Genomic DNA, 23,082 nt, shown 5'->3' on the forward strand with positions numbered 1-23,082 from the left:
GCTTATGATAGTAGAAGTTTTTAAAACCAATGTAAATAAACGCCGCCAGGCTAATATGCTTTTGAATGCCATTCATAGCACGTTTGGCAACCATAAAGCCAATTTCGATCTTGATGATTGTGACCGGATTTTGCGGGTGCAGTGCGATAGCGGCACATTATGCGCTCACTCGCTCATCAATTTTTTAAATGAGTTAGGTTTCCGGGCCGAAGTTTTGGAAGGCTAAACTCACTTTTACAAAACAAATTATTAAAAAGCAAGGTAGTATCAATAACATAAAGTCAACTATCATGTTAAAAGACAGCAAAGCATTCAGCGGATTTTCGGTAGATGATACAGCTAAAGCGAGGGCGTTTTATGCTGATGTACTCGGGTTAGATGTAAGTGATGTACCCGCAATGCAAGGCTTACTTAACCTTAATATTACAGGGAGCACCCCCATATTAATATATACTAAACCCAACCATACCCCGGCTACCTTCACCATTTTAAATTTCCCGGTTGATGATGTGGAAAAAACAGTTGATGAACTCAGCGCGCGCGGCGTTAAGTTTGAGATTTATAACCAGGAGAATTTTAAGACAAACAAAAAAGGCCTTTTTCTTAATGGGGGTCCAAAAATAGCCTGGTTTAAAGACCCTGCCGGAAATTTTTTATCCGTGATAGAAAAGTAGCGCTATAAATACCTATACCCGGTATAAAATTAAATCCCATTTTGGGGAATTACAGCTACCCGCCGTGGGAATAAATTCCTCGACGGTTATTAACTTTCCGTTAATATCGCAATTTTTCACAACCATTTTATATATTAACCGTATAAAAGCCTACTAAGCCTTTAATTTCGGCTGTTTTTTTATTTGAGGAATGTTTTTTGCATGCAATTGCAGTGAAAAACAAAACGCGTTAATTGTAAGGCTATTTATTTTATACTTAGCTGTTAGTTAAAAACGGCTAATAAACCATTTTCTTTTCATTAATAACATTTATTAAATTTATATTTTTTTTACATATCAGCATTTACAATAAATAATAATAACATACAACAAACTGATTAATAAAACATTTGCTTCTCTTTTATAAATAACCCCCATTAATTAAGTATGAAAAGAACGCTACTTATAGTTGATGATGACTTGAGTATCCTAAAACTACTCAACTTCATTCTGTCAAAAGAATATGATATTGTAGTTAAAAATAATGGCATCGAAGCTTTTAGCTGGCTCGAAGACGGCAATATGCCCGAATTGATTATATCCGACCTCCAAATGCCTTATTTTGACGGCCAGTCTTTTATTAAGAACGTAAAGATTAGTGGCTTTTATCGTGAAATACCTGTTATATTGCTATCGGCCGCCCATGATCTTGATGCCCAGGTAAGCAACATGCCCTTTAAGGTTGATGCTTACATTCACAAGCCGTTTAACCCAACTGCATTAAAAACAGCTATTAATCAAGTTTTACAAGTTTATGAATCACCAAACATCTGATTGGAACGAAAGTTCAGGTTCTAATATCAGGATAGCCTATGCCGGCACCGAGTTTAAGGAAATGATTTCGGCTGGACTAAATGAAGGCTTTAAAATTGCTTACAACAACTCTATTGACCAGTTGAATGATTATTTAGGCGAGCAATCTATTTTATCCGTTCCTGATATTATTTTGGTTGAAGTTGATACTGAGGGCAAATGGATTAAAATGGTTGAAGAAGTTAAACAAAGCTTTCTTCTTAGTGGTTTAATTATTGTACTTCTTTCATCACAAAATGATAAAACTCTAAGGCAAAAAGCCATTAAATTAAAGGTTCATGATTTTTATGGCGAACCGTTTGCCATAAGTGACCTGCGCGAAAGGCTTAACTTTTTGGTGCGCTTTAAACTGATAAAGCCCAAATTGCTTGAGCTTTCAAAAGTAGTTGATACGACTTATAAAATGCCGGCAGGTAAGCGCCTTATCGATCTGGTAATTTCGGGCGGTATGATGTTTGTATTATCGCCTGTTATGCTAATAGTTGCTATTTTAATTAAGCTGGATTCAAAAGGACCTGTATTTTACAAAAGCAAACGCGTAGGTACTGGCTATAAAGTATTTGATTTTTATAAATTCAGATCGATGCGTACCGATGCCGACCAACTGCTGGCAAAGTTATCTGCCGAAAACAATCAATATGCCGCCGAAGGGGGCGAAAATAAAGTTGCCTTTGTGAAAATCAAGAATGATCCGCGTATTACTAAGCTGGGCAATTTCTTACGCAATTCAAGTCTTGATGAATTACCGCAATTATTCAATATACTACGGGGCGATATGTCGGTAGTTGGTAACAGGCCATTGCCTTTATATGAGGCCGAGATGCTTACCTCTAACGAATGGTCGATGCGTTTTCTTGGTCCTGCCGGTTTAACGGGCCTATGGCAGATCAGCAAACGCGGAAAGGAAGACATGTCTGAACGTGAAAGGAAAAAATTAGATAATTTTTATGCCCAGAAATATTCTATTTGGTTAGATTTAAAAATTATTGCAGGTACAGTACCCGCATTATTCCAAAAAGAAAAAGTATAACTATATGCCCCTGAAACTGAAGCCCATTTATATTTTTATAATTGCTCTTTTATTTACCACCCGCGCACATGCGCAGCAAACTTCATTTGTAAGTGACATTAACTATCCTTTTCTTGAAAAACTTATAGCAACTGCTAAAAAAAACTACCCCGAAGTAAAATCCCGTCAAAGCCAGGTAAATGCAGCCAAAGCCGTTTATAACTCCGCCGTGTTTTCATGGCTCGATGGTTTAACTGCATCTTACATTTATAGTCCGCAAACATCTATCAACATTTCGCAGCCAACCATATTTAAAGGTTATCAAATAAGCCTTTCGCTAAATTTAGGACACCTGTTTTCGAGGCCGGGAGTTATCAGGCAAACGAAAGAAATCTACAAAGCGGCAGAATTTCAACAGGCCGAGTATATGTTAAGCCTTGAAGCCCAGGTAAAACGCTATTACTTTTCATATCTGGCAGCACAGGCCGAACTAAGGCTGAGGGCAAATGCCGTAATTGATGCCGAAAGTGCTGTTAAGCAATTAAAATACGCGTTTCAAAAAGGCGAAACAACTTTTCAGATCTATAATGAACAGCTTACCACCTTATACAGCCAAAACGCCTTTAAAGTACAAGCTGAATTATCGACATTTACAGCCAAGACCAATCTTGAAGAATTATTGGGTACTAAATTAGAAGACGTTAAGTAAAAGATGGAGATAGGCAATTTTTTCAATCTGCTAAAGAAATACAGAACTGTACTGATAATAATACCGCTTGTAGCAGTAATCACTTCTTTTTTCCTGGTAAAAAACTTACCTGATAATTACCAGTCGCACGCGGAAATAGCCACCGGCATAGTTGACGCGTCCAGCCATCTTCTTGATCAAGATCCGACGACGAACGTACAAGAGCAACAAGTTTATCGCGAATTCAGTAACCTCATGGCGATCATGAAGCTAAAGAAACTTATTGACCAGGTTTCTTATTCGCTCATGATCCATGACTTGAGCGATCCCTATCCCTTTCGTAAACAAAGTAAGGAATTACTTGAATTGCGGCCTTATGAAAAGGATAACGTATTAGCGATTTTTAAAAAGAAATTTGCTACCCTCCAGCCGTTATCTGTTTATGATAAAAACGAGAACTCACTTATTGGGTTGCTCAGGTCAATGAAATACGATGAGCGTAACATAGTAAAAGACCTGCTAATTTACCGTGAAGAAAGCAGTGATTTTATTTCTGTAAGTTTTAATTCAGAAAACCCTCAGCTTTCGGCGTTTGTAGTAAATACATTATGCAAACAGTTTATAGACTATTATACCCAAAGCGTAAAGCAAAATGAATCAAATGCAGTAAACTTTTTATCAAATCTGTTAGATACCAAACGTAAGGCGCTGAGTGAAAAAACCAGCGAATTACAGCAATATAAAATTCAAAACGGTGTATTGAACCTGGATGAGCAGTCCAAAGCGATTTTTAGCCAGATCATGACTTACAGTGACAGAAAATTGCAGGCCGAAAAGGATGTAATATCCAATCAGGGCGCCATTGATGCTATCGTCCAAAAGTTCTCACCCGATGAAAGGAAATATGTTGAATCGATAACCAACAAATACAACCAGGCTATCATTTCCACTCAGGACCAATTGCATATACTGGAAGATCAATATGTACGCAGCGGGTTTAATAATAAGTATAAAGAATCTCTTGATTCGTTACAGCAACAGCTCTCAAATCAGATCAACTTAACATCTGATAAATACATTACCAATCCGCTTGTGAGCAAAGAGGATCAGGTTAAACAAAAGCTTGGTCTTGAGATTTCTCGCGATCTGGCTAAATACAGCGTTAAATCAATAAATGATGAGCTCACAAATCTTAATGCTAAATTCTCCCGCCTGGTTCCGTTTGATGCGAAAGTAAAAACCCTTTATTTTGATATTGATATTGCAGGTAAAGAATACCTGGATGTATTGAACAAATACAATGAAACTAACCTGCGTTCAAGCATTTCAATAAAACTGGTCCAGATTGAGATGGCCCAGCCTGATGTAGCCCAGCCTTCAAAAAAAATGCTGCTTATTATATTAAGCGGCATGGGCAGTTTATTTGCCTGTCTCTTTTGGCTGTTCGTATTATTTTACATCGATGATACCATTAAAAGCCCTACCGAACTGGTTAATAAAACCCAGCTACCGTTATTAGGCTATCTGAACAAGATCAGCGGTGAAAATCTCGATCTGCGCAAACTGTGGGATGTGGAGCACCGTGAAAAAATGAAGACCTTTAAAGAGTTGTTGCGCTCTATACGGTTTGAAATTGATCAGGAATTAAAAGGTGAAAAAATTTTAGCCATAACAAGCATCGAGCCTGGCGAAGGTAAAACACTGCTGGCGATAAGCCTGGCATACTCTTACTCCATGATCAATAAAAGAGTGCTGTTAATTGACGGTAACTTCAATAACGCCACGATAAGTAATACCGCTCAGCCGCAAGTATACCTTGAAGATTATTTTAAAAACAGCCAATTTGGCAAATCCGAACTCAGCAGCTCAAACACTACTGTTTTAGGCAACCGCGGAGGTGACGTAACCCTGCTTGAAATTGGCAGCGAAGCCTTTGTTAAGAGCAAATTTGACGAGCTGCGGACTAAATACGATATAGTAATCATTGATACTGCCCCGCTTACCGCGCTTAATAAATCCAAAGAATGGTTATTATTTGCAAATAAAACAATAGCTGTATTTGAAGCCAACAGGAAAATAAATAATATTCAGAAACAGCACATAACCTATTTGAAAGGGCTTGAAAACAAGTTTGCCGGCTGGGTACTCAATAAAACCGAATACGATCAGAAAAAAGAAAAACACTCTTAATTAAACGAAGCACGCAACCCTGGTTCATATACTTAATGTTACTTAAAATGAGAATTGACCCTCCCAAACCCCAAAAGGATCCATTTGAAGATTTAAGTCCGCTTCAAAAAAAAACACGCAAAGCGGCTATAGTATTTGCATTTATCAGTGTATTTGTGTGGGCTGTGAAGATCTTGTTCCTGTAAATTTATAAAAAGAGTTACTAATTCATGCGCAATGAACCAACAGGTAATACTGAAATTAAGCAAAACTTTTGGAAAGCGCTTTTGATTCAAAAGTTTTCGCATCCGTTTGCCCTGTTTTTTTTGGTTATTACCTCACTTGTGATAAGTTTTTTAACCTATAAGCTTGGATTTATAGGCGTAGGTGCTGTTTTTGTGATGACAATGGGTTTACCCATTGTATTTGCCATTACCGTTTATCCCGAATTCGGCATTTGCGCGCTTATCACAGGTGCATTTTTCATCAGTTACATTGCTGAATTTTTACCAAGCGGAGTACCTATCGGTACGTTGATGGATGTAACCACCTATCTGCTTATCTTTGGTTTTTTTATAAAACAGCGCACTGAACAAAACTGGACCTATTTTAAAAATCCTATAAGCTACATGATACTGGTGTGGCTGGCCTACAATATGTTTGAATTTGTAAACCCTGCGGCCGCGTCACGGCTGGCCTGGATTTATACCGTTCGGACTGTGGGTTTCATTATGCTGATGTACTTTGTTTTTGTTTACCAGATCCGCACGGTAAAGTTCATAAAAACGCTTTTAAAACTTTGGATATTGCTGGATATACTGGCGGGAATCTCTGCTTTTCAACAAGAAAACATTGGCTTTTTTCCATTCGAGCGCCGATCCCTGTATTCCGATCCGCTCCGTGTAAGTTTGTTGTTCATCAACGGGCATATGCGTAAATTTGCCATCTTCTCGGACCCTGTAACATTTTCATACAACATGGTTATAGGCGCATTGCTCTGCATTGTACTCATTATGGGCAAATTACCTGTCAAACGCAAAGCATTACTGGGCTTTATCGCCGCTTTCTTTTTATATGTTATGCTTTATTCCGGTACAAGGGCCGCCTATGTATTGGTACCGGGAGCGCTTTCTATGCTGGCCGTTTTAAACTTCAACAAACGGGTTTTATTTTTCACGCTTGTGGCAGGAGGTATGCTCGGCATTTTGATAGTAATGCCAACCTCCAACCCATTGATCAAGCGGTTTCAAACAGCTTTTAACCCATCCGATGACGCATCTTACAACGTTCGTGCTGAAAATCAAAAGAGGATCAAGCCTTATATCCTTTCCCACCCTATTGGCGGCGGCTTAGGTTCTGTAGGCGTTTGGGGCCGTAAGTTTTCACCAAACTCCATGTTAGCCAAATTCCCTCCGGACAGCGGTTATGTGCGCGTAGCTGTTGAAATGGGCTGGATTGGGCTCATCCTATTTTGTACGCTGTTTTTTGTGGTGCTTAAAACGGGAATAAACTTTTACTTCAGTATCAAAAATCCCGAACTTAAAAACTACTGCCTGGCTATGTTGCTAATCTTGTTCGCGTTCAATATTGGTAACTTTCCGCAGCAGGCTATCGTTCAATACCCATCAAACATCCTGTTCTACCTGGCCATATCCATCCTTGTAGTATGCAAGCGCCTTGACAACCAGGAGCAGGAGCAATTAAAAAAAACAGTACAGGGACAATACTAATTAATTAAGCAGATGTCATTTGTATCATCCATAAAATCAAATCCCAAATTAAAAAAATTAGTCCACTGGATGCTTATTCCGCCCGGACAGTCGAGGCCAAGGCTTTGGGTTAGGCTGATACTTAACCGCTTTTTCCATCACCGGGGTAAAAACAGTGTAGTAAGGTTTAATGCACGGATGGACCTTTTTCCGTTCAACAAGTTTTCACTTGGCGCAAAAAGTATTGTGGAAGACTTCGCTGTGATCAATAACGGCGTTGGCGATGTATTTATCGGGGAAGGATCAGGCGTTGGCATCAGTACGGTAATAATTGGCCCGGTTAAAATAGGCAATTTCAGCATGACAGCGCAGCATGTTGTAATATCCGGCCTTAATCATGGCTATCAGGACGTAAGTATGCCGCCACGCCATCAAAAAGTAACCACCCAACAAATTACTATTGATGATAATGTTTGGATAGGTGCTAATTGTGTGGTAACCGCCGGTGTAACCATTGGTAAACATTCGGTTATTGGGGCTGGCAGTGTGGTTACGAGGGATATCCCGCCTTATTCGGTAGCAGTTGGCAACCCCGCCAAAGTAATAAAACAATATAATTTTACAACACAATTGTGGGAGAAAGCGTAAAACATGATACATGAGTTTATTTAAAAAATTAATAAACAAACACACGCTTTCACTGGCAACCAACGCCGTATTGCCGGTTTTGGGAATGGTGATACTATCACTGCTGGCCCGCCGCTTAAGTAAACCCGCCTTTGGCAACTATGTGTTTTTCCAGATTGTATTTACGCTGGCCGATACCTTTCGTACGGGTTTTCTGCAAACATCGGTCATAAAATTTTATTCAGGCTCTACACCCGAAAAAATGAAAAACATATCAGGCTCTGCCTGGTACCTGGGTTTTATGGTCACCTGCGCATTTGCCGTCGTAAATCTCCTGATCTATCTTATTTACACAAATCCGGATGCTGATATAGGTATTACGCTTAAATGGTTTAGCTTCATTTATTTCTGCACACTCCCCTCGGCAGTGAGCCTTTGGACGCTCCAGGCCGAAGAACGCTTTGATAAAATGTTCACGCTGCAATTAATGAACCAGGGAGGTTTTCTGGCGCTGGTGGTTGGCGTTGCCGTTGCAGGCAAATCAAATTTTGAAACAACTATATATTGTTACTTTACAGCTAACCTGTTAAGCAGCGTTATTTGCATTACTACAGGCTGGGCTAAGGTAAAAACCATAGCACACAAAAACTGGGCTACAATAAAACAAATGGCCCATTTTGGTAAATACAGTGTAGGCACATCTATAAGTTCATACCTGCTCAGGAGCTCTGATACATTTATCGTAAAGCCTATGTTCAGCCCCGATCTGTTGGCTGTTTATTACATTCCGCAACGGCTTATGGAGATTTTTGAAATCCCGCTAAGGGCTTTCATTTCTACTGCATTGCCGGTAATGTCGGCGGCTGTACAGCGGGGCGATCAAAAATATGTCACCTATATCATGAAAAAATATGCGGGCATGCTTACCATAGCGCTTACCCCTATCGCTGTTATCTGTTTCGTTGCTGCCGACCTTATTATCGGGCTGCTATTTGGCGCTAAATACCAGCATTCTGATGCAGGCAATATCTTTAGGATTTTTATGTGTTACGTAATGCTGCTGCCTATCGACAGGTTTTTCGGTATAACGCTTGATATCATCAACAAACCCCATCTTAACATGATCAAAGTGTTCCTGATGCTAACTGTTAACATAATAGGCGATTTTACGGGAATTCTCATTTTCCACAACTTGTATGCGGTAGCAGTTGCTTCTATCTTTACCTTTGCTACCGGTGCTATATTTGGTTACTGGGCATTAAAAAAACATCTTCAGTTTAAAATATCCGACATCTTTGTTTTAGGCTACATCGAATTAAAAGAGTTTATAGGTGTTGTGATGGGCAAAATAAAAGGAAAACGACTAACTGAATAAGCAATTTATATGGAGCTTAAAAACCGGCATATCGTAATATTTTCGCAAATGCAGTTTGATAGCCGCCTCGAATCAACAAACTATACTATGGCCAAACATTTGGCCATAGATAACTACGTGTATTATGTTGACAGGCCCTATACCTGGAAAGATTATATCCAGTTTAAAAATACGCCGGGCTATAAGGCACGCAAACCGCACTTCTTTTCTCCTCAAAATAGTTTTATCCAAACAGAGATCCCTAATTTAAAGATCATTATTACGCCTCCGGTACCGTCGATTAATTCGTTGCCCGAAGGAGCTGTCTATCGGCTGGCCGTGAAAGTGAACGAACGAATTGTAGCGGCCAGGCTCAATAAGATTATTAAGAGCCTTAAAATAAAGGACTACATCTTTATCAACTCCTATGCGTTTTACTATCCAAGCTTGCATCGGTTGTTAAAATTGAAACCGTTATTAAAAGTTTATCATTGCGTTGATCCACTTATTGAGGAATACCAAATTCGTCACGGCCTTATATCCGAAGATATATTGGTGAAAGATATGGATCTGGTGATCAGCACCAGTAAAGAGTTACGCAATGCAAAAGCAAAACTTAACCCTAACTCTTACTTCGTACCAAATGCAGCCGACATCGGCCATAGTCAAAAAGCGCTGGATCCGGCGTTGCCTGTAGCAGATATCCTTTCTGATATCCCTAAACCGATAATCGGCTATTTCGGCAATATTGAGCGGCGTATTGATTATAATTTGTTAACGCAGCTACTCGAACAAAATCCCGATAAAAACTTTGTATTTGTAGGGCCGGTTGGTAAAGATTATGAAAACAACCCCGCTTTTAATGCGCCTAATATTTTCAAAAAAGGAGCAGTACCCTATGAGCAGTTGCCTGCCGTGCTTAAGGGATTTGATGTTGCTATTATCCCCTTCAAAAAAGATGACGTAAGCAGTTCCATTTTTCCGCTTAAGTTATTTGAATACCTGGGCTCGGGCCGGCCGGTAGTGATCACCGATTTTAACGAAGATTTAGAAGAGTTTACCGGCGACAGCGTATATATCTGCAAAAATGTTGATGAATTTTCTGCTGCCCTTAATTTATCGTTAAACGACACTCCTTTTTTACAACAAAAAAGATTAAAAATAGCCGCACAAAATACATGGGAGCACCGTATAACAGAGATCAAAAGTTTGCTGGCAACAAATTTGAACAATAAACGGAAAAGTTAATTTTTAATAATACAACCTGCTGCTAATTAATACAAACAGGGTTTAGCAATAAAACACATGGAAATCATTAAATTCATAGCATCCCTAATCGCCATTTTGCTGTTTATATACCTTGGTGTATATAGCCTGTACCTGTTTGTATTTTCGGTACTCGGAAAATTAATCCCCATCAAACAGCCGGCCACAGCCACTGCGCTCAGTAAATTTATAGTTTATATCTGCGCTTATAAAGAAGATGAAATTATTCTAAACTCGGCGGCGGCGGCACTAACTATCGATTACCCTGAAGATATGTTCACGGTTTGTGTGATAGCCGACTCCATGAAACCTGAAACCATTGTTAAATTAAAGCAGATGCCTTTGCAGGTAGTAGAGGTGGTTTTTGAAACCAGCACCAAATCAAAAGCGCTGAACAAAGCCATTGAAAACACGGCGGTTGGATTTGATGCCGCGGTTGTTTTTGACATTGATAACATTGCCGCGCCCGATTACCTATACCAGATCAACAACTATTTACAAGCAGGTCACCGGGTGGTGCAGGGCCATAGGGTAGCAAAAAACTCAAACACGCAGGTAGCAATACTTGATGCTGTAAGCGAAGAAGTTAACAATCATATTTTCAGAAAATCGCAGCAGTTGTTTAATTTTTCGGCAGCCATTATAGGTTCGGGTATGGCCTTGGAGTACAACCTGTTTGTAAATGTAATGTCGCGTATTGATGCCGTAGGCGGGTTTGACAAGGAAATGGGCTTATTATTGACCCGTGATAAGATCCATGTTGCTTATGCAGAAAAAGCGTATATCTACGATGAAAAAGTGAGTAATCCCGCAGTGTTTGAAAAGCAGCGTAAGCGCTGGCTTTCGGCTCAGTTTAACTTGCTTAAAAAGTATGGAGCTACCGCGCCGGCCCAATTTTTCCGCGGCAATTTTGACTACGTGAATGAGATTTATCAGATGGCTATCCTGCCGCGCGTATTAATGCTTGGCCTGATGCCTTTTATGCTATTGATCTCTTTTTTCACTCCGGGCATAGGCCCGCACTGGCATTTGTGGCTCGGGGCAACAGTGGCTTGTTACCTTGGTATCGTAGTTGCCATACCAACATCGTTTTATAATAGAAAACTTTTAGAAGCCATGCTTAAACTGCCGCTTATATTTTTCACCATGTTTTTACTGCTGTTTAAGTTAAAAGGGGCAAACAAAAAGTTTATTCATACGCCGCACGATAATGCTCCTACAGAACCGGTAAACGAACAGACAGCTGTGAAATAGCGAAAACGAGAGTGATAATTAATTGCCCAATAATATAATTACTTTGCCGAAAGTTGTTTCCCTGGTGGTTGTAATTCGGCTACTTATATAACATCCCCTTGACCCATTAACAAAGGCCTTCAGAAATTATGCAATGATGCCTAACGCTGTTTAAGTTCAATTATCGAAGTAAATGTATTTACGCCTGTATCAGGTTTATGTTTGTAGTTAAACGCATCGCTGGCACGTGCGATGATCATCAGGCCATAATGTTCATTTAACCCCATAATGGTTTCCTTGTTAACATACCGTACATCAAGGTCTTCGGTAAAAAACTCTAATTGGTTACTGTTTTTCACCCGTCCTTTTAATGTACCGAAGTCATCACCATAGATGGCAATTTCATTTGGGGTAAATTTGCTGTGCGTTAACGGCCAGGTTAACAATGCCTGCCTGGTATTAATTTGCAGCGGCCTTCCCTTATCCTGTTTACTTATATATAATTTGTTATTTTTCAGATCAATCCCGATCCTGGTAACATCATCCCCCATGTGCTTGAGCGAGTTGGTAAGCAGTTCAATCAGGATGGTTTTTATCCTGAAGCCGGCGTCGTCATCAACTATATCTTTTGCCATGTTTTGGATATAGTTAATGATCTGGACAGTTAAAGGATAAATACCTTCGGTTTCATTGTTAAAAACAAATTTTTTCAAGGTAGTAAATTCGTTTATGCCCCGGTTAAAGCCTCCTGTGTATTTGTATAGATCCTGAACACCTTATCAAGCCGCACCAATTGAAACAATGACCTGATATCATTATTTAAGCCAACTACGGCAATGTCTCCCCCGCTGTTCATGGCCAGTTTAAGAGCCGATACCAATGCGCCCAAAAAAGAACTGTCAACATATATTACCTGTTCAAAGTTTACAATAACATACTTATTTCCTTTATTGATCAGGCTCATCAGTTCCGACTTAAATTGTTCAGCATTTCCCAAATTCGCCTCTTTAAGCAGGATATCCGCAATTAATGCATTATTAAGCAGATGTGTTTGTAATATCATTTAGCTGTTTTTTTTGAATAAATATTAAACTGCAGTCATCAATTTGTTCTCTCGCTTTTTCGTTCAAAAAGCCATCGTGTTTTAAGGTTGCAAATGAATTGGTTTTACCAAGATATTTTTCAATCTCATCAATAAAACTGTTCAGATCGGTTTTCTTTCCTGCCGGTGTCTCTTTATCTATCAATCCATCTGTTATCATGATCAACTGATCACCAGGCTGCATGGTAAATAAATGTTCATCAAAGCCGCCCTCTTTACTAATCCCCAGCAACAAGCCTGATGAGTTAATCCTGTTAAGTTTATTTTCCCTGGAGCTAAAATACAACAGCGGCAAGTCGCCCGCGCCGGTATAACTTAGCGTTTCATTCTCCGGATCGATCCTGACAAGTGAAAGTGTCGACAGCACGTCGCTCACAACCGGGTCATGGTAAATTACCGAGTTGATTTTTTGCATGATACTTTTGGTTGATACGTCCCCTTCCGAAACACATATCCTTACAGCTGCCCTTATATAGCTCAGATAGCCGAATGAAAAAAACCATGCTCCCCATTTTTTGCCCATCACATCGCCCAGGATAATAAAAGTATACCTGTTATTTATAGTTAGCACATCAATAAAATCTCCGCCCGGGTAATTCTCAAACGATTTATGCCAGAAATCTATTTCAAAGCCATTAATACGGGGTATTTCCTGCGGAACGGAATACAAATTTAAGGCTATTGCGGCGCTGCTCAGCTCCCTGATCGTGTGTTCGTGGCGTTCGCGGATGCTGTTCAAAAAATTATTGATCTTTGAGATAATGACCACAATGGGTGTATCCTTATCAATGTAGTCAATAGCATCAAGACTGATCCCCGCTATCATGTGAGCGTGATCGGTAACCGATGTTAAAAACATAAAGGGGATATTTTTATACTCAGGTACAGTCATTAAATGCTGCCTGAATGCAAAACCATCTGTACCGGGCATTTGATAATCAGACAAAATCAAATCGGGGATCTCATTTTCAAGCACCGTCATAGCTTCCTTTACATTACCTGCCTTGCGGCTAATAAAACCCTCTTTTTCCAAAGCCTGGCCTATAACCATCAAAATCAGCGGGCTATCATCAACCAGGAGTATTTTTGGACGTTTCGGCATATTAGTGAGTTCAGGCGTTAATTTTTCGGAGTAGGGCATTTATAAACAAATATACACCCGATAATACTATTAACACCGATATAACATCCATTAAAGTTATACCGTCGTCCTTTGAAAAATAAAAAATGGTAAACATTTCAAAATATGGCGGTGCAGGCATGATGATCATGGCTAAACCAAGTATGATCATGGTAACCGCAATCGCTACCAAAACTATATGTTTTATTCTTTCATGCAGCAGGTATTTCTTCGATTCCCGGCTATCAACCTGGTGTTGGGTAAGTAAAAATTCCAGGTTTGTTACCATATCAAGCCGGCTTTGCTCCTGATCTAACCCGCTAAAGGCATCAAATTTTTGCTGGTTCGAATTACTTTCAATAGCATTATTAATTTTTTGCTGTATGGCTTTAACAAGTTCTTTATCAACATTCCCCTTTTTCAGCAATTGTATAAGCTCATCTGCTTTTATGGTAAGCAGTGACTCATCATTATTTGGTTGGTTATTATTCAAAGGAATATAGTGATATAATTGGTTAACTTTTACTAATATTAGCCGTAAAAAGCAATATCGATAATAACCCCTTTTAGATGAAAAAAGTTTCTGTTGTTACTGTAAGTTTTAATCAGCCATCCGTTACCGAGGAAATGTTATTATCAATTAAAAATACAAGTACTTATAGTAATATAGAAATAATTGTTGTTGATAATGCAAGTAAGATAGATCCGGTTCCAGGCTGGAGAATAAAATTCCCCGAAATAATATTTATCCGCTCAGATGTTAACCTTGGTTTTGCCGGTGGAAATAACCTCGGGCTTACGGTAGCAACCGGCGATTATATTTTTATGGTGAACAATGATACCGAGTTTACCCCGGGTTTAGTTGAAAAACTGGTTGAGGTAATGGATAGTAACACCGCCGTAGGAATGCTGTCGCCCAAGATCAAGTATTTCAGTGATAAACAATTAATACAATATGCGGGCTACACACCTATGAACTATTACACCTGCCGAAATAGCGTGATAGGCTTAAAGCAAAAGGACGAAGGTCAGTTTGATAATATAACTGCGCCTACAGCCTACTGCCACGGAGCAGCCATGATGATCAGGAAAGAAGCTATTGAAAAGGCGGGCATGATGAGCGAAAACTTTTTTCTTTACTATGAAGAGGTTGACTGGTGCGAACACATCATAAGAGCAGGTTTTAAAGCCTGGGTTTGTACCGATGCGCTTATTTACCATAAAGAATCTGTTTCGGTAGGCAAAAAAAGCAAACTAAAAGAATACTTCATGAACCGGAACAGGATCCTTTTTATCCGCCGGAATGCCCCGCCGCTTAAAAAAGTATTATTTTATTTTTATTTTCTGCTGATTGTGGTACCCCGTAACCTGGTTAACTACGTCAAAGAAAAACAATACGACTTTATTCCGATGCTTTTTAAAGCAGTATGGTGGAATTTTACCCACTCAAAAAACAGCAGCAATTTAGGATACCCCATTAACACCATAACATGAAAATAATTTTAGCCATAAGCCTTTTTATTGTTTTTTACACTTTTGCCGGGTATGGGATTTTTCTGTACCTGATCATCAGGATCAAAAGGGCTTTTAAAGGCCGGAAAGCTCTTCCTTCAGAAAACCTGGATGAACTTCCTACCTGTACTTTGGTGATAGCCGCTTACAACGAAGAATATTTTATTGAGCAAAAGATCAGCAACAGCCTCCTGCTTAATTATCCCGAAGGAAAACTAAAACTGCTTTTCGTAACCGACGGGTCATCGGATAAAACACCCGCTATTGTTGCCAGGTACCCGCAGATACAATTGCTGCACCAGCCACAGCGCGCCGGCAAAATAGCCGCGGTACATCGTGCCATGAACTATGTTGATACAGACGCGGTTGTATTTACCGATGCCAATACATTTTTAAATAAAGATGCATTGATCAAGATCTGCAGGCATTACAGCGATGCAACAGTTGGCGCCGTTGCGGGCGAAAAACGGGTACATATTGATGAGAACGCAGATGCCAGTGCGGCTGGTGAAGGGTTCTACTGGAAATATGAATCGGCCCTGAAAAAATGGGATTCGGAACTATATTCGGTTGTGGGTGCGGCAGGCGAACTGTTTAGTGTGCGCCGCTCACTATATCAGCCTGTTGAAGCGGATACTGTGCTTGACGATTTTATGATCTCGATGCTGATAGCTGCTAAAGGCTACCGCATTGTTTATGAACCTGAAGCATACGCTACCGAAACGGCGTCGGAAAATGTGTCGGAAGAGTTAAAACGAAAAGTGAGGATAGCTGCCGGCGGAATGCAATCTATTTTAAGGCTAAAAAAATTATTCAATCCTTTCCCCTACCCAATTTTATCGTTTCAGTATATCAGTCACCGGGTTTTAAGATGGACCATTACACCGTTCCTGCTTATATTATCGTTTATTTTAAACGTTGTGCTGGCTCTTAAACCTGGAGAAACAGCTATGCAAGGATTATTATTGGCGCAGATATTGTTTTATTTGCTGGCCTTGCTTGGGCTGATAATGGAAAAGCGGCAGCTCCGTATAAAAGTTCTTTTCATTCCCTATTATTTTTGTGTTATGAACTATGCAGTGCTGGCGGGCATTATCCGCTATTTTAGTACCAAGCAAAGCGCGGTTTGGGAAAAAGTACAACGGAAGCAGTAAAACATTGATTTTAGTTTTGATGACAACTATTTTTTGAATGTCAAACATTTTAGAACCTGTTTAACACGTTGATTTGTATATTGAGACGCGTCACATTGCATCTACTGTGTGCAATTTAAAATGGATTGGGCCACTCTAAAAAACGGCTTTCGTCATTCAAGTTCTTGCTGATAATTTCAGTGAAGAAGAAATACGGTTTATGAAAGCTACTGCTATAGAAAAACTCTTACTTTGATTTAAACAATCCATATTTAAGGATGCAGTAAATAGCCCTAACCCCATCCTTCCATCCTATCTTTTTGCCTTCCTCATAAGTACGGCCATAATAGGAAATGCCTACCTCATAGATCCTGATGCGGTGTACCCTCGAGATTTTTTGGGTAACCTCGGGCTCAAAGCCAAAACGCTTTTCAGTGAGCTTTATGGATTGGATAACTTTGGTATTGAACAGTTTATAACATGTTTCCATATCAGTAAGGTTAAGATTGGAAAACATGTTTGAAGCAAAAGTAAGCCATCTGTTGCCAATGGTATGCCAAAAAAACAGGATACGGTGAGGGTTGCTTCCCATAAACCTGGAACCATAAACCACATCAGCAAAACCCGCTACTACGGGCTTTAACAGATCGTTGTATTCAGCCGGATCATATTCAAGGTCGGCATCCTGGATGATCAGGTAATCGCCTGTAGCTTTTGCTATACCTGTATGTAAAGCTGCTCCCTTACCTTTGTTTACTTCGTGCTTAAAGTATTGAATGTTAACTTCGGGGTTGGCAAGTTTATATTTATAAATAGCTGCTTCTGTATCATCCTTTGAGCAATCATTTACAATGATCACTTCTTTTTCAATATAGTTGATAAGGTTTACCTCTTTAATTTTATCCAAAATTAAATGGATGGTTTTACCTTCGTTGTAAGCCGGAATAATAATTGATAATTTTTGTATCGTCATTTATTGTATTATTGCCTGGTAGATTTTTGCCACAATTATAGTTGTATAAACCTGAACTGGCTTAATATTTTTATATTTAGTAATGCAATTTGCGCTAAAACGAGCTAAAAGTTATTTAAAAAAGCCTAAAGTTATAGTATCACTTTTCTTTTTGTTTGTTTTAACCCTGATATTTTGGTTTTGTTTGCCCAATCCTTTATTTAATAGTCCCACCTCCTACGTAATTGACGATGATCGGGGCCAGTTACTCGGTGCATCCATAGCAAATGATGGCCAATGGCGCTTTCCTTATAATCCCACAGTACCTGAAAAATTCAAACAATGTATTATCACTTTTGAGGATAAACGCTTTGAGCACCACCCCGGCTTTGATATTGTTGCTTTTAGCCGGGCCATCAAGCAAAACCTGAGCTCGAAAAAGGTAAGCAGCGGCGGCAGTACCCTTACTATGCAGGTGATCAGGCTGGCTACCAGGCATAAACGCAATATCTGGAATAAACTGAAAGAGATTTTCATGGCAATGCGCCTTGAAATATCCCATAGCAAAAGCGAAATTTTAGCGTTATATACCAGTAACGCCCCCTTCGGCACCAATGTCATTGGGTTGGATGCTGCCTCCTGGCGATATTTTGGCCGCAGCCCGGATAAACTTTCCTGGGGCGAAATGGCGGCTATGGCTGTTTTGCCTAACTCGCCATCCCTGGTACACCCTGGCAGGAACAGGGCCATACTGCTCCGCAAACGGAATTCATTATTGGATAAATTGCATAAGGCAGGTATCATTGATAGTACAACTACAGCCCTCGCCCGGCTCGAGCCTGTGCCCGACAGACCGGTGGCCCTTCCTCAACTTGCTCCACACCTGCTGCAACGTTTTAAAACCGATCATCAGGCTAAGCCAGAGGGAGATACCCGCATTACAAGCAGCATCAAGTCGTCGCTTCAGCAACAGGTAAACGATATCCTGGAGCAGCATCATAGTTTACTAAAGGCTAACGACATCAACAATATTGCCGCCATTGTACTTGATGTTGAAACAGGTGCAACACTTGCATATGCCGGTAACATATCCCACCGGGAGGACCCGCAAATGGAGAGCGATGTTGATGTGATAGATGCCCCGCGAAGCCCCGGAAGTACCCTGAAGCCGCTGTTATACGCGGCAATGTTGCACGACGGACTGATATTGCCCAATAGCCTGATGCCCGACGTACCTACCATGATCGCGGGTTACCATCCGGAAAACTTCGATCTGGGTTATGATGGTGCTGTCCCCGCATCACGCGCCTTATCCCGTTCGCTGAATGTACCGGCGGTTAAAATGCTGCAGCAATACAAATATGAGCGTTTTTATGATTTTTTGCATAAAGCAGGCATCACCACTTTAACCAAACCTGCCGATCACTATGGACTGTCGTTAATATTGGGCGGGGGTGAAAACACACTTTGGGAATTAAGCGGCGCTTATGCCGATATGGCGCGCGTACTTAATCATTACAACAAAAACAATGGCAAGTATGATCCTGCTGATTTTCATAATCCTGTTTATGAAAAGAAGGCTACAGCCAAACCTGAACTTGAAAAGTCTGGGTTATTGGATGCGGCTTCTGTTTATTACACTTTCCAAGCCATGGAGGAAGTGATGCGGCCGGGCGAGGAAATGCTATGGCAGCAATTTAGCTCGAGCCAGCGGGTGGCCTGGAAAACCGGTACAAGCTTTGGCTTTCGCGATGGATGGGCAATTGGGGTTACTCCTAAATATGTTGTTGGCGTTTGGGTTGGCAATACCGATGGCGAGGGCCGGCCGGGCTTAACGGGCATTAACACAGCTGCACCTGCCCTGTTTGAAATCTTCAGGCTATTGCCCGTATCGCGCGATTGGTTTGAAATGCCAATGGGCGAAATGGTGAAAATAAATGTGTGCAAACAAAGCGGCTACCGGGCCGGGCAATACTGCCAGGATGCAGATGAGCAATATGTACCCAAAAGCGGCCTGAAAGCCCCTGTTTGTCCTTACCATCAATTGGTGCATTTATCTGCCGATGCCAAATGGCAGGTAAACGGTAATTGTGAGCCGCCGGATAACATCCTCAATAAAAGCTGGTTTGTGTTGCCGCCATCTATGGAATATTATTACAAAGCCAGAAACTATCAATATCATGTACTCCCTCCCTTTCGCCCGGATTGTATCCAGGCCGACAATGGAAATACAATGGAAGTCATCTACCCTAAAAACGGTGCTAAAATATACGTGCCCCTTGAAGCAGACGGCACCCGTGGCCGCATGATTTGCAACGCAGCACACCGCCAGCCAGGTATGAAGATTTTTTGGCACCTGGATGATCAGTACGTTGGCGAGACCAAAGATTTTCACCAGGTGGCTTTAAACCCACCTCCGGGCAGACATATTCTTACGTTGGTTGATGGCAACGGCAATACTATCAGCATAGCGTTTGAAGTATTGAAGAAATAAAAAACACAACTTATCGATTTTAATTTTTCTGTAAACTAAATGTCCGCAGCAACCATCTACTAACTTTATCATTATATTGGCTCAATAATTTTTAACCGGATGCTTGAACAGTACGATCTGCATAATTTATTGGTAATTGATATCGAAACGGTGCCGCAGTACAGCACCCACGAACAACTGCCCGAAAATCTGCAGGTTTTATGGGAACTAAAAACCCGGCATCAACGCAAAGATGAACCTGCTGACATTCATTATGAGCGCGCCGGCATCTGGGCCGAGTTTGGTAAAATAGTTTGCATTTCGGCCGGGATCTTTATTGCCGGGAAAAACATTGGCTTGAGGGTAAAATCTTTTGCATCACATGATGAAAAAGAATTGCTTACCAAATTCTGCAACCTGTTGGTCAGTCAACCGCCCAACCTTATTTTATGTGCTCATAATGGCAAGGAATTTGACTTCCCGTACCTCTGCCGCCGTTTACTGGTAAACGGCATATCAATTCCGCCGCAGCTGCAAATAGCGGGTAAAAAGCCCTGGGAGATTGTCCATTTAGATACCATGGAATTATGGAAGTTTGGCGATCACAAACATTACACTTCCTTAAACCTGCTTACCACAATTTTTAATATCCCAACCTCAAAAGACGATATAGATGGCAGCGATGTAGGCCGCGTATACTGGAATGAAAACCAGTTGGAGCGCATTTGCGCTTATTGCCAAAAAGATGTGATAGCTACAGCACAACTATTAAGACGTTACCGCGGCGAAGAACTGATAGCAGACGAATTTATAACCATTGTAGGCTAATAATGCTTAAAGTCAGTGATCTGTCGGTTAGTTTTAAGAATGGTAAAAACCAGTTCACAGCGGTAAAGGGAATTTCTTTTACACTTAACAAAGGTGAAACCATTGGCATTGTCGGCGAATCCGGCTCGGGCAAATCTGTTACCTCCCTTGCCCTGATGCGTTTGCTTAATGAAGATCAGGCCCTAATAGATGGCTCTGTGCTTTTAAATGGTGTATGCCTGTGTAAATTATCGGAAGATGAAATGCGGCGTGTGCGCGGCAACCAGGTAGCCATGATTTTCCAGGAGCCAATGACCTCGCTTAACCCGGTACTTACTTGTGGCTTTCAGCTTACGGAAGCTATCAGGTTGCATTTGGGATCAAGTAAAGCGGAGGCTAAACAAAAAACCATTGAGCTGTTTAAAGAAGTACAATTACCGCGGCCCGAAGCCATATTCAACAGCTATCCTCACCAGATTTCGGGCGGACAAAAACAACGGGTAATGATAGCGATGGCTTTGGCCTGCAACCCGGAGATTTTGATTGCCGATGAGCCCACCACTGCACTTGACGTTACCGTGCAAAAAACAATCATTGAGCTGCTGCACAAGCTTAAAGCTGAAAGGCATATGAGCCTGATCTTTATATCGCATGATTTGGGTGTGATCAAAGAGATTGCCGACCGGGTTTTGGTGATGTACAAAGGCGAAATTATAGAGGAAGCCGCGGTAAAAGATCTATTCGCAAATCCCCGGCACCCTTATACTAAAGGATTGCTGGCCTGCCGTCCTTCCCCGCAGCAGCATTTGAAAAAACTCCCTGTTGTGGCCGATTTTCTGGATGGGGCCAGGCCCGCAGTAACTATAGAAAGCATCAGGGAATTATATCATTACCCGGACACCGAAATCGCCGAAAGAAAGCGTAAACTATATGAACAGCAGCCTTTGTTAAGGGCAGATAAATTAAATACCTGGTTCCCTACAGATACGGGGCTTTTCAAACGAAAAGATCATGTTGTAAAAGCAGTGAACAATGTAAGCTTTGATGTATACCCAGGCGAAACCTTAGGCCTCGTCGGCGAATCAGGCTGTGGAAAAACCACTTTGGGGCGAAGTATTTTAAGGTTGATAGAACCTACTTCGGGGAAGGTCTCTTTTGATGGTACTGATCTTCGTGAACTTAAAAAAAATGAGTTGAGGCAGATCAGAAAAGATATCCAGATCATTTTTCAGGATCCATACTCATCATTAAATCCTAAGCTTACCGTTGGCCAATCACTTATGGAGCCATTGCAGGTACATCAGTTTTACAGCAATGATACAACCCGCAAACGAAAAGTGCTGGAACTACTTGAACGGGTTAACCTGCTGCCCGCGCACTTTGACCGTTATCCGCATGAGTTTTCGGGTGGACAACGGCAGCGGATTGTTATTGCCCGGGCTTTGGCGCTCCAGCCTAGATTTATCATTTGCGATGAATCAGTTTCCGCGCTTGATGTATCGGTTCAGGCCCAAGTATTAAACCTCATTCGCGAACTTCAGGACGAACTTAAATTGACCTATATCTTTATTTCGCATGATTTGGCCGTGATTAAACATATCTCCGACCGGATGATGGTGATGAACAAAGGCGAGATAGTGGAAACCGGCTATCCCGACGATATTTATTATCGCCCAAAAGAAGAATACACCAAAAGGCTGATTGCTTCAATACCGGGTTGATCAGGCTGCATAAATATCCAATCTAAATGTTTAAATTTGTTAAAAGCACTTTTTTTATTTAACCATTAAAAAAATGATACGCACGAAAGTGACACCGGAACAACAGGATATTTCTATTCATATTCCACAGGACTATGTAGGGAAACAGATAGAAGTGCTTTTGTATGCTGTGGATGAGTTACAGGAAGAAAAACAGATAGAAGGCAAAAAGCCATCTGATTTTAGAGGCAAGCTAAAATTATCCGATGAACAATACATCGATTTCCAAAATCACGTAAAAAACATCAGAGACGAGTGGAAGAGGGATATTTAATTGACACAAACGCAATTATCGATTATCTCGAAAGCAAATTACCAGAAAAATCAAACCAGCTTTTAGATAATACAAATTTTCAGCTTTCCGTAATTTCGCGCATTGAACTTTTAGCCTGGCCCAAAGCTACTGATAGCCAATTAAAACTTTTAACCGATTTTATAAATATATCACACATATTTGATTTCAATGAGCCAGTGATTCTAAAATCAATTGAAATCAGAAAAAATTATCGTGTAAAACTCCCCGATGCAATAATTGCAGCGACAGCGATAGTCAACAAGCTGACTTTAATAACAAGGAACATCAGCGATTTTTCAAAAATTTCGGATTTAAAATTACTTGATCCATATCGCTCGTAGGCACTC

General features: G+C 40.7%; 24 protein-coding genes. 19 read left to right on the top strand and 5 right to left on the bottom strand.

Annotated elements, in window-relative coordinates:
- Positions 1–4 precede the first annotated feature (4 nt).
- The 12 genes from BLS28_RS13285 to BLS28_RS13335 all read left to right on the top strand — a co-directional run bounded on the left by BLS28_RS13285 (position 5) and on the right by BLS28_RS13335 (position 11,602).
- Positions 5–226, top strand: coding sequence for a hypothetical protein (locus BLS28_RS13285; RefSeq protein ID WP_223266127.1), 222 nt, complete (start codon positions 5–7; stop codon positions 224–226).
- Positions 227–290: 64 nt separating this feature from the next.
- On the top strand, positions 291–674 hold the full coding sequence (locus tag BLS28_RS13290) for a VOC family protein (protein ID WP_091167714.1): 384 nt from the start codon (positions 291–293) through the stop codon (positions 672–674).
- A gap of 426 nt (positions 675–1,100) precedes the next feature.
- Positions 1,101–1,487, top strand: coding sequence for a response regulator (locus BLS28_RS13295; RefSeq protein ID WP_090525064.1), 387 nt, complete (start codon positions 1,101–1,103; stop codon positions 1,485–1,487).
- Positions 1,468–2,556, top strand: a complete 1,089-nt coding sequence (locus BLS28_RS13300; RefSeq protein WP_091167718.1) for a sugar transferase — start codon at positions 1,468–1,470, stop codon at positions 2,554–2,556. The genes BLS28_RS13295 and BLS28_RS13300 overlap by 20 nt, the downstream gene beginning before the upstream one ends.
- 4 nt (positions 2,557–2,560) lie before the next feature.
- Entirely contained in the window at positions 2,561–3,244 is a 684-nt protein-coding gene (locus BLS28_RS13305) for a TolC family protein (RefSeq protein WP_143020753.1), read from the top strand.
- A 3-nt stretch (positions 3,245–3,247) separates the two neighbouring features.
- The gene (locus BLS28_RS13310; protein ID WP_091167721.1) at positions 3,248–5,413 is read left to right on the top strand and encodes an exopolysaccharide transport family protein; all 2,166 of its coding nucleotides are present in this window, start codon (positions 3,248–3,250) and stop codon (positions 5,411–5,413) included.
- A 47-nt stretch (positions 5,414–5,460) separates the two neighbouring features.
- Positions 5,461–5,598 (top strand): hypothetical protein, encoded by a 138-nt coding sequence (locus BLS28_RS31170; protein ID WP_218134413.1) that lies wholly within the window; start codon positions 5,461–5,463, stop codon positions 5,596–5,598.
- Between the two features lie 24 nt (positions 5,599–5,622).
- Entirely contained in the window at positions 5,623–7,122 is a 1,500-nt protein-coding gene (locus BLS28_RS13315) for an O-antigen ligase family protein (RefSeq protein ID WP_091167722.1), read from the top strand.
- Between the two features lie 12 nt (positions 7,123–7,134).
- The gene (locus BLS28_RS13320) at positions 7,135–7,749 is read left to right on the top strand and encodes an acyltransferase (protein WP_091167725.1); all 615 of its coding nucleotides are present in this window, start codon (positions 7,135–7,137) and stop codon (positions 7,747–7,749) included.
- Between the two features lie 10 nt (positions 7,750–7,759).
- Positions 7,760–9,103 carry a lipopolysaccharide biosynthesis protein gene (locus tag BLS28_RS13325; RefSeq protein WP_091167727.1) on the top strand — a complete coding sequence of 448 codons (1,344 nt, stop codon included), beginning with the start codon at positions 7,760–7,762 and terminating at the stop codon, positions 9,101–9,103.
- Between the two features lie 9 nt (positions 9,104–9,112).
- On the top strand, positions 9,113–10,330 hold the full coding sequence (locus tag BLS28_RS13330) for a glycosyltransferase family protein (protein WP_091167730.1): 1,218 nt from the start codon (positions 9,113–9,115) through the stop codon (positions 10,328–10,330).
- A 57-nt stretch (positions 10,331–10,387) separates the two neighbouring features.
- A complete protein-coding gene (locus BLS28_RS13335) occupies positions 10,388–11,602 on the top strand; it encodes a glycosyltransferase family 2 protein (RefSeq protein ID WP_091167733.1) in 1,215 nt (404 codons plus the stop codon).
- A 140-nt stretch (positions 11,603–11,742) separates the two neighbouring features.
- On the opposite strand, the gene BLS28_RS13340 is transcribed toward BLS28_RS13335, so the two are convergent.
- From BLS28_RS13340 to BLS28_RS13355, 4 genes are read right to left on the bottom strand one after another with little or no spacing between them, the layout of a single operon-like run.
- Positions 11,743–12,294 carry a sensor histidine kinase gene (locus tag BLS28_RS13340; RefSeq protein ID WP_091167736.1) on the bottom strand — a complete coding sequence of 184 codons (552 nt, stop codon included), beginning with the start codon at positions 12,292–12,294 and terminating at the stop codon, positions 11,743–11,745.
- A 14-nt stretch (positions 12,295–12,308) separates the two neighbouring features.
- Positions 12,309–12,644: an STAS domain-containing protein gene (locus BLS28_RS13345; protein WP_091167740.1), complete on the bottom strand. Its 336-nt coding sequence runs from the start codon at positions 12,642–12,644 to the stop codon at positions 12,309–12,311.
- Positions 12,619–13,824: a fused response regulator/phosphatase gene (locus BLS28_RS13350; protein ID WP_256337415.1), complete on the bottom strand. Its 1,206-nt coding sequence runs from the start codon at positions 13,822–13,824 to the stop codon at positions 12,619–12,621. The genes BLS28_RS13345 and BLS28_RS13350 overlap by 26 nt, the downstream gene beginning before the upstream one ends.
- Positions 13,796–14,296 (bottom strand): hypothetical protein, encoded by a 501-nt coding sequence (locus BLS28_RS13355; protein WP_091167743.1) that lies wholly within the window; start codon positions 14,294–14,296, stop codon positions 13,796–13,798. The genes BLS28_RS13350 and BLS28_RS13355 overlap by 29 nt, the downstream gene beginning before the upstream one ends.
- Before the next feature lie 77 nt (positions 14,297–14,373).
- On the opposite strand from BLS28_RS13355, the gene BLS28_RS13360 reads away from it, so the two are divergent.
- Positions 14,374–15,297, top strand: a complete 924-nt coding sequence (locus BLS28_RS13360) for a glycosyltransferase family 2 protein (protein WP_091167745.1) — start codon at positions 14,374–14,376, stop codon at positions 15,295–15,297.
- A complete protein-coding gene (locus tag BLS28_RS13365; protein WP_091167748.1) occupies positions 15,294–16,469 on the top strand; it encodes a glycosyltransferase family 2 protein in 1,176 nt (391 codons plus the stop codon). Before BLS28_RS13360 ends, BLS28_RS13365 begins: the two co-directional genes overlap by 4 nt.
- A gap of 226 nt (positions 16,470–16,695) precedes the next feature.
- On the opposite strand, the gene BLS28_RS13370 is transcribed toward BLS28_RS13365, so the two are convergent.
- Positions 16,696–17,421 carry a glycosyltransferase family 2 protein gene (locus BLS28_RS13370; RefSeq protein WP_091167751.1) on the bottom strand — a complete coding sequence of 242 codons (726 nt, stop codon included), beginning with the start codon at positions 17,419–17,421 and terminating at the stop codon, positions 16,696–16,698.
- 82 nt (positions 17,422–17,503) lie between these two features.
- Here BLS28_RS13370 and pbpC point away from each other — a divergent pair, with 82 nt between their 5' ends.
- The 5 genes from pbpC to BLS28_RS13395 all read left to right on the top strand — a co-directional run bounded on the left by pbpC (position 17,504) and on the right by BLS28_RS13395 (position 23,076).
- Positions 17,504–19,894: a penicillin-binding protein 1C gene (gene pbpC / locus BLS28_RS13375; protein ID WP_091167753.1), complete on the top strand. Its 2,391-nt coding sequence runs from the start codon at positions 17,504–17,506 to the stop codon at positions 19,892–19,894.
- Positions 19,895–19,993: 99 nt separating this feature from the next.
- Positions 19,994–20,701, top strand: a complete 708-nt coding sequence (locus tag BLS28_RS13380) for a 3'-5' exonuclease (RefSeq protein ID WP_091167756.1) — start codon at positions 19,994–19,996, stop codon at positions 20,699–20,701.
- A 2-nt stretch (positions 20,702–20,703) separates the two neighbouring features.
- The gene (locus tag BLS28_RS13385) at positions 20,704–22,401 is read left to right on the top strand and encodes an ABC transporter ATP-binding protein (protein ID WP_091167759.1); all 1,698 of its coding nucleotides are present in this window, start codon (positions 20,704–20,706) and stop codon (positions 22,399–22,401) included.
- Positions 22,402–22,474: 73 nt separating this feature from the next.
- A complete protein-coding gene (locus BLS28_RS13390; RefSeq protein WP_091167762.1) occupies positions 22,475–22,714 on the top strand; it encodes a hypothetical protein in 240 nt (79 codons plus the stop codon).
- The gene (locus BLS28_RS13395) at positions 22,696–23,076 is read left to right on the top strand and encodes a type II toxin-antitoxin system VapC family toxin (protein ID WP_176844451.1); all 381 of its coding nucleotides are present in this window, start codon (positions 22,696–22,698) and stop codon (positions 23,074–23,076) included. The genes BLS28_RS13390 and BLS28_RS13395 overlap by 19 nt, the downstream gene beginning before the upstream one ends.
- Positions 23,077–23,082 lie beyond the last annotated feature (6 nt).

Origin of the sequence: Mucilaginibacter gossypii (genome assembly GCF_900100945.1) — a bacterium.
In the GTDB taxonomy this organism is placed as follows: Bacteria; Bacteroidota; Bacteroidia; order Sphingobacteriales; family Sphingobacteriaceae; genus Mucilaginibacter; species Mucilaginibacter gossypii.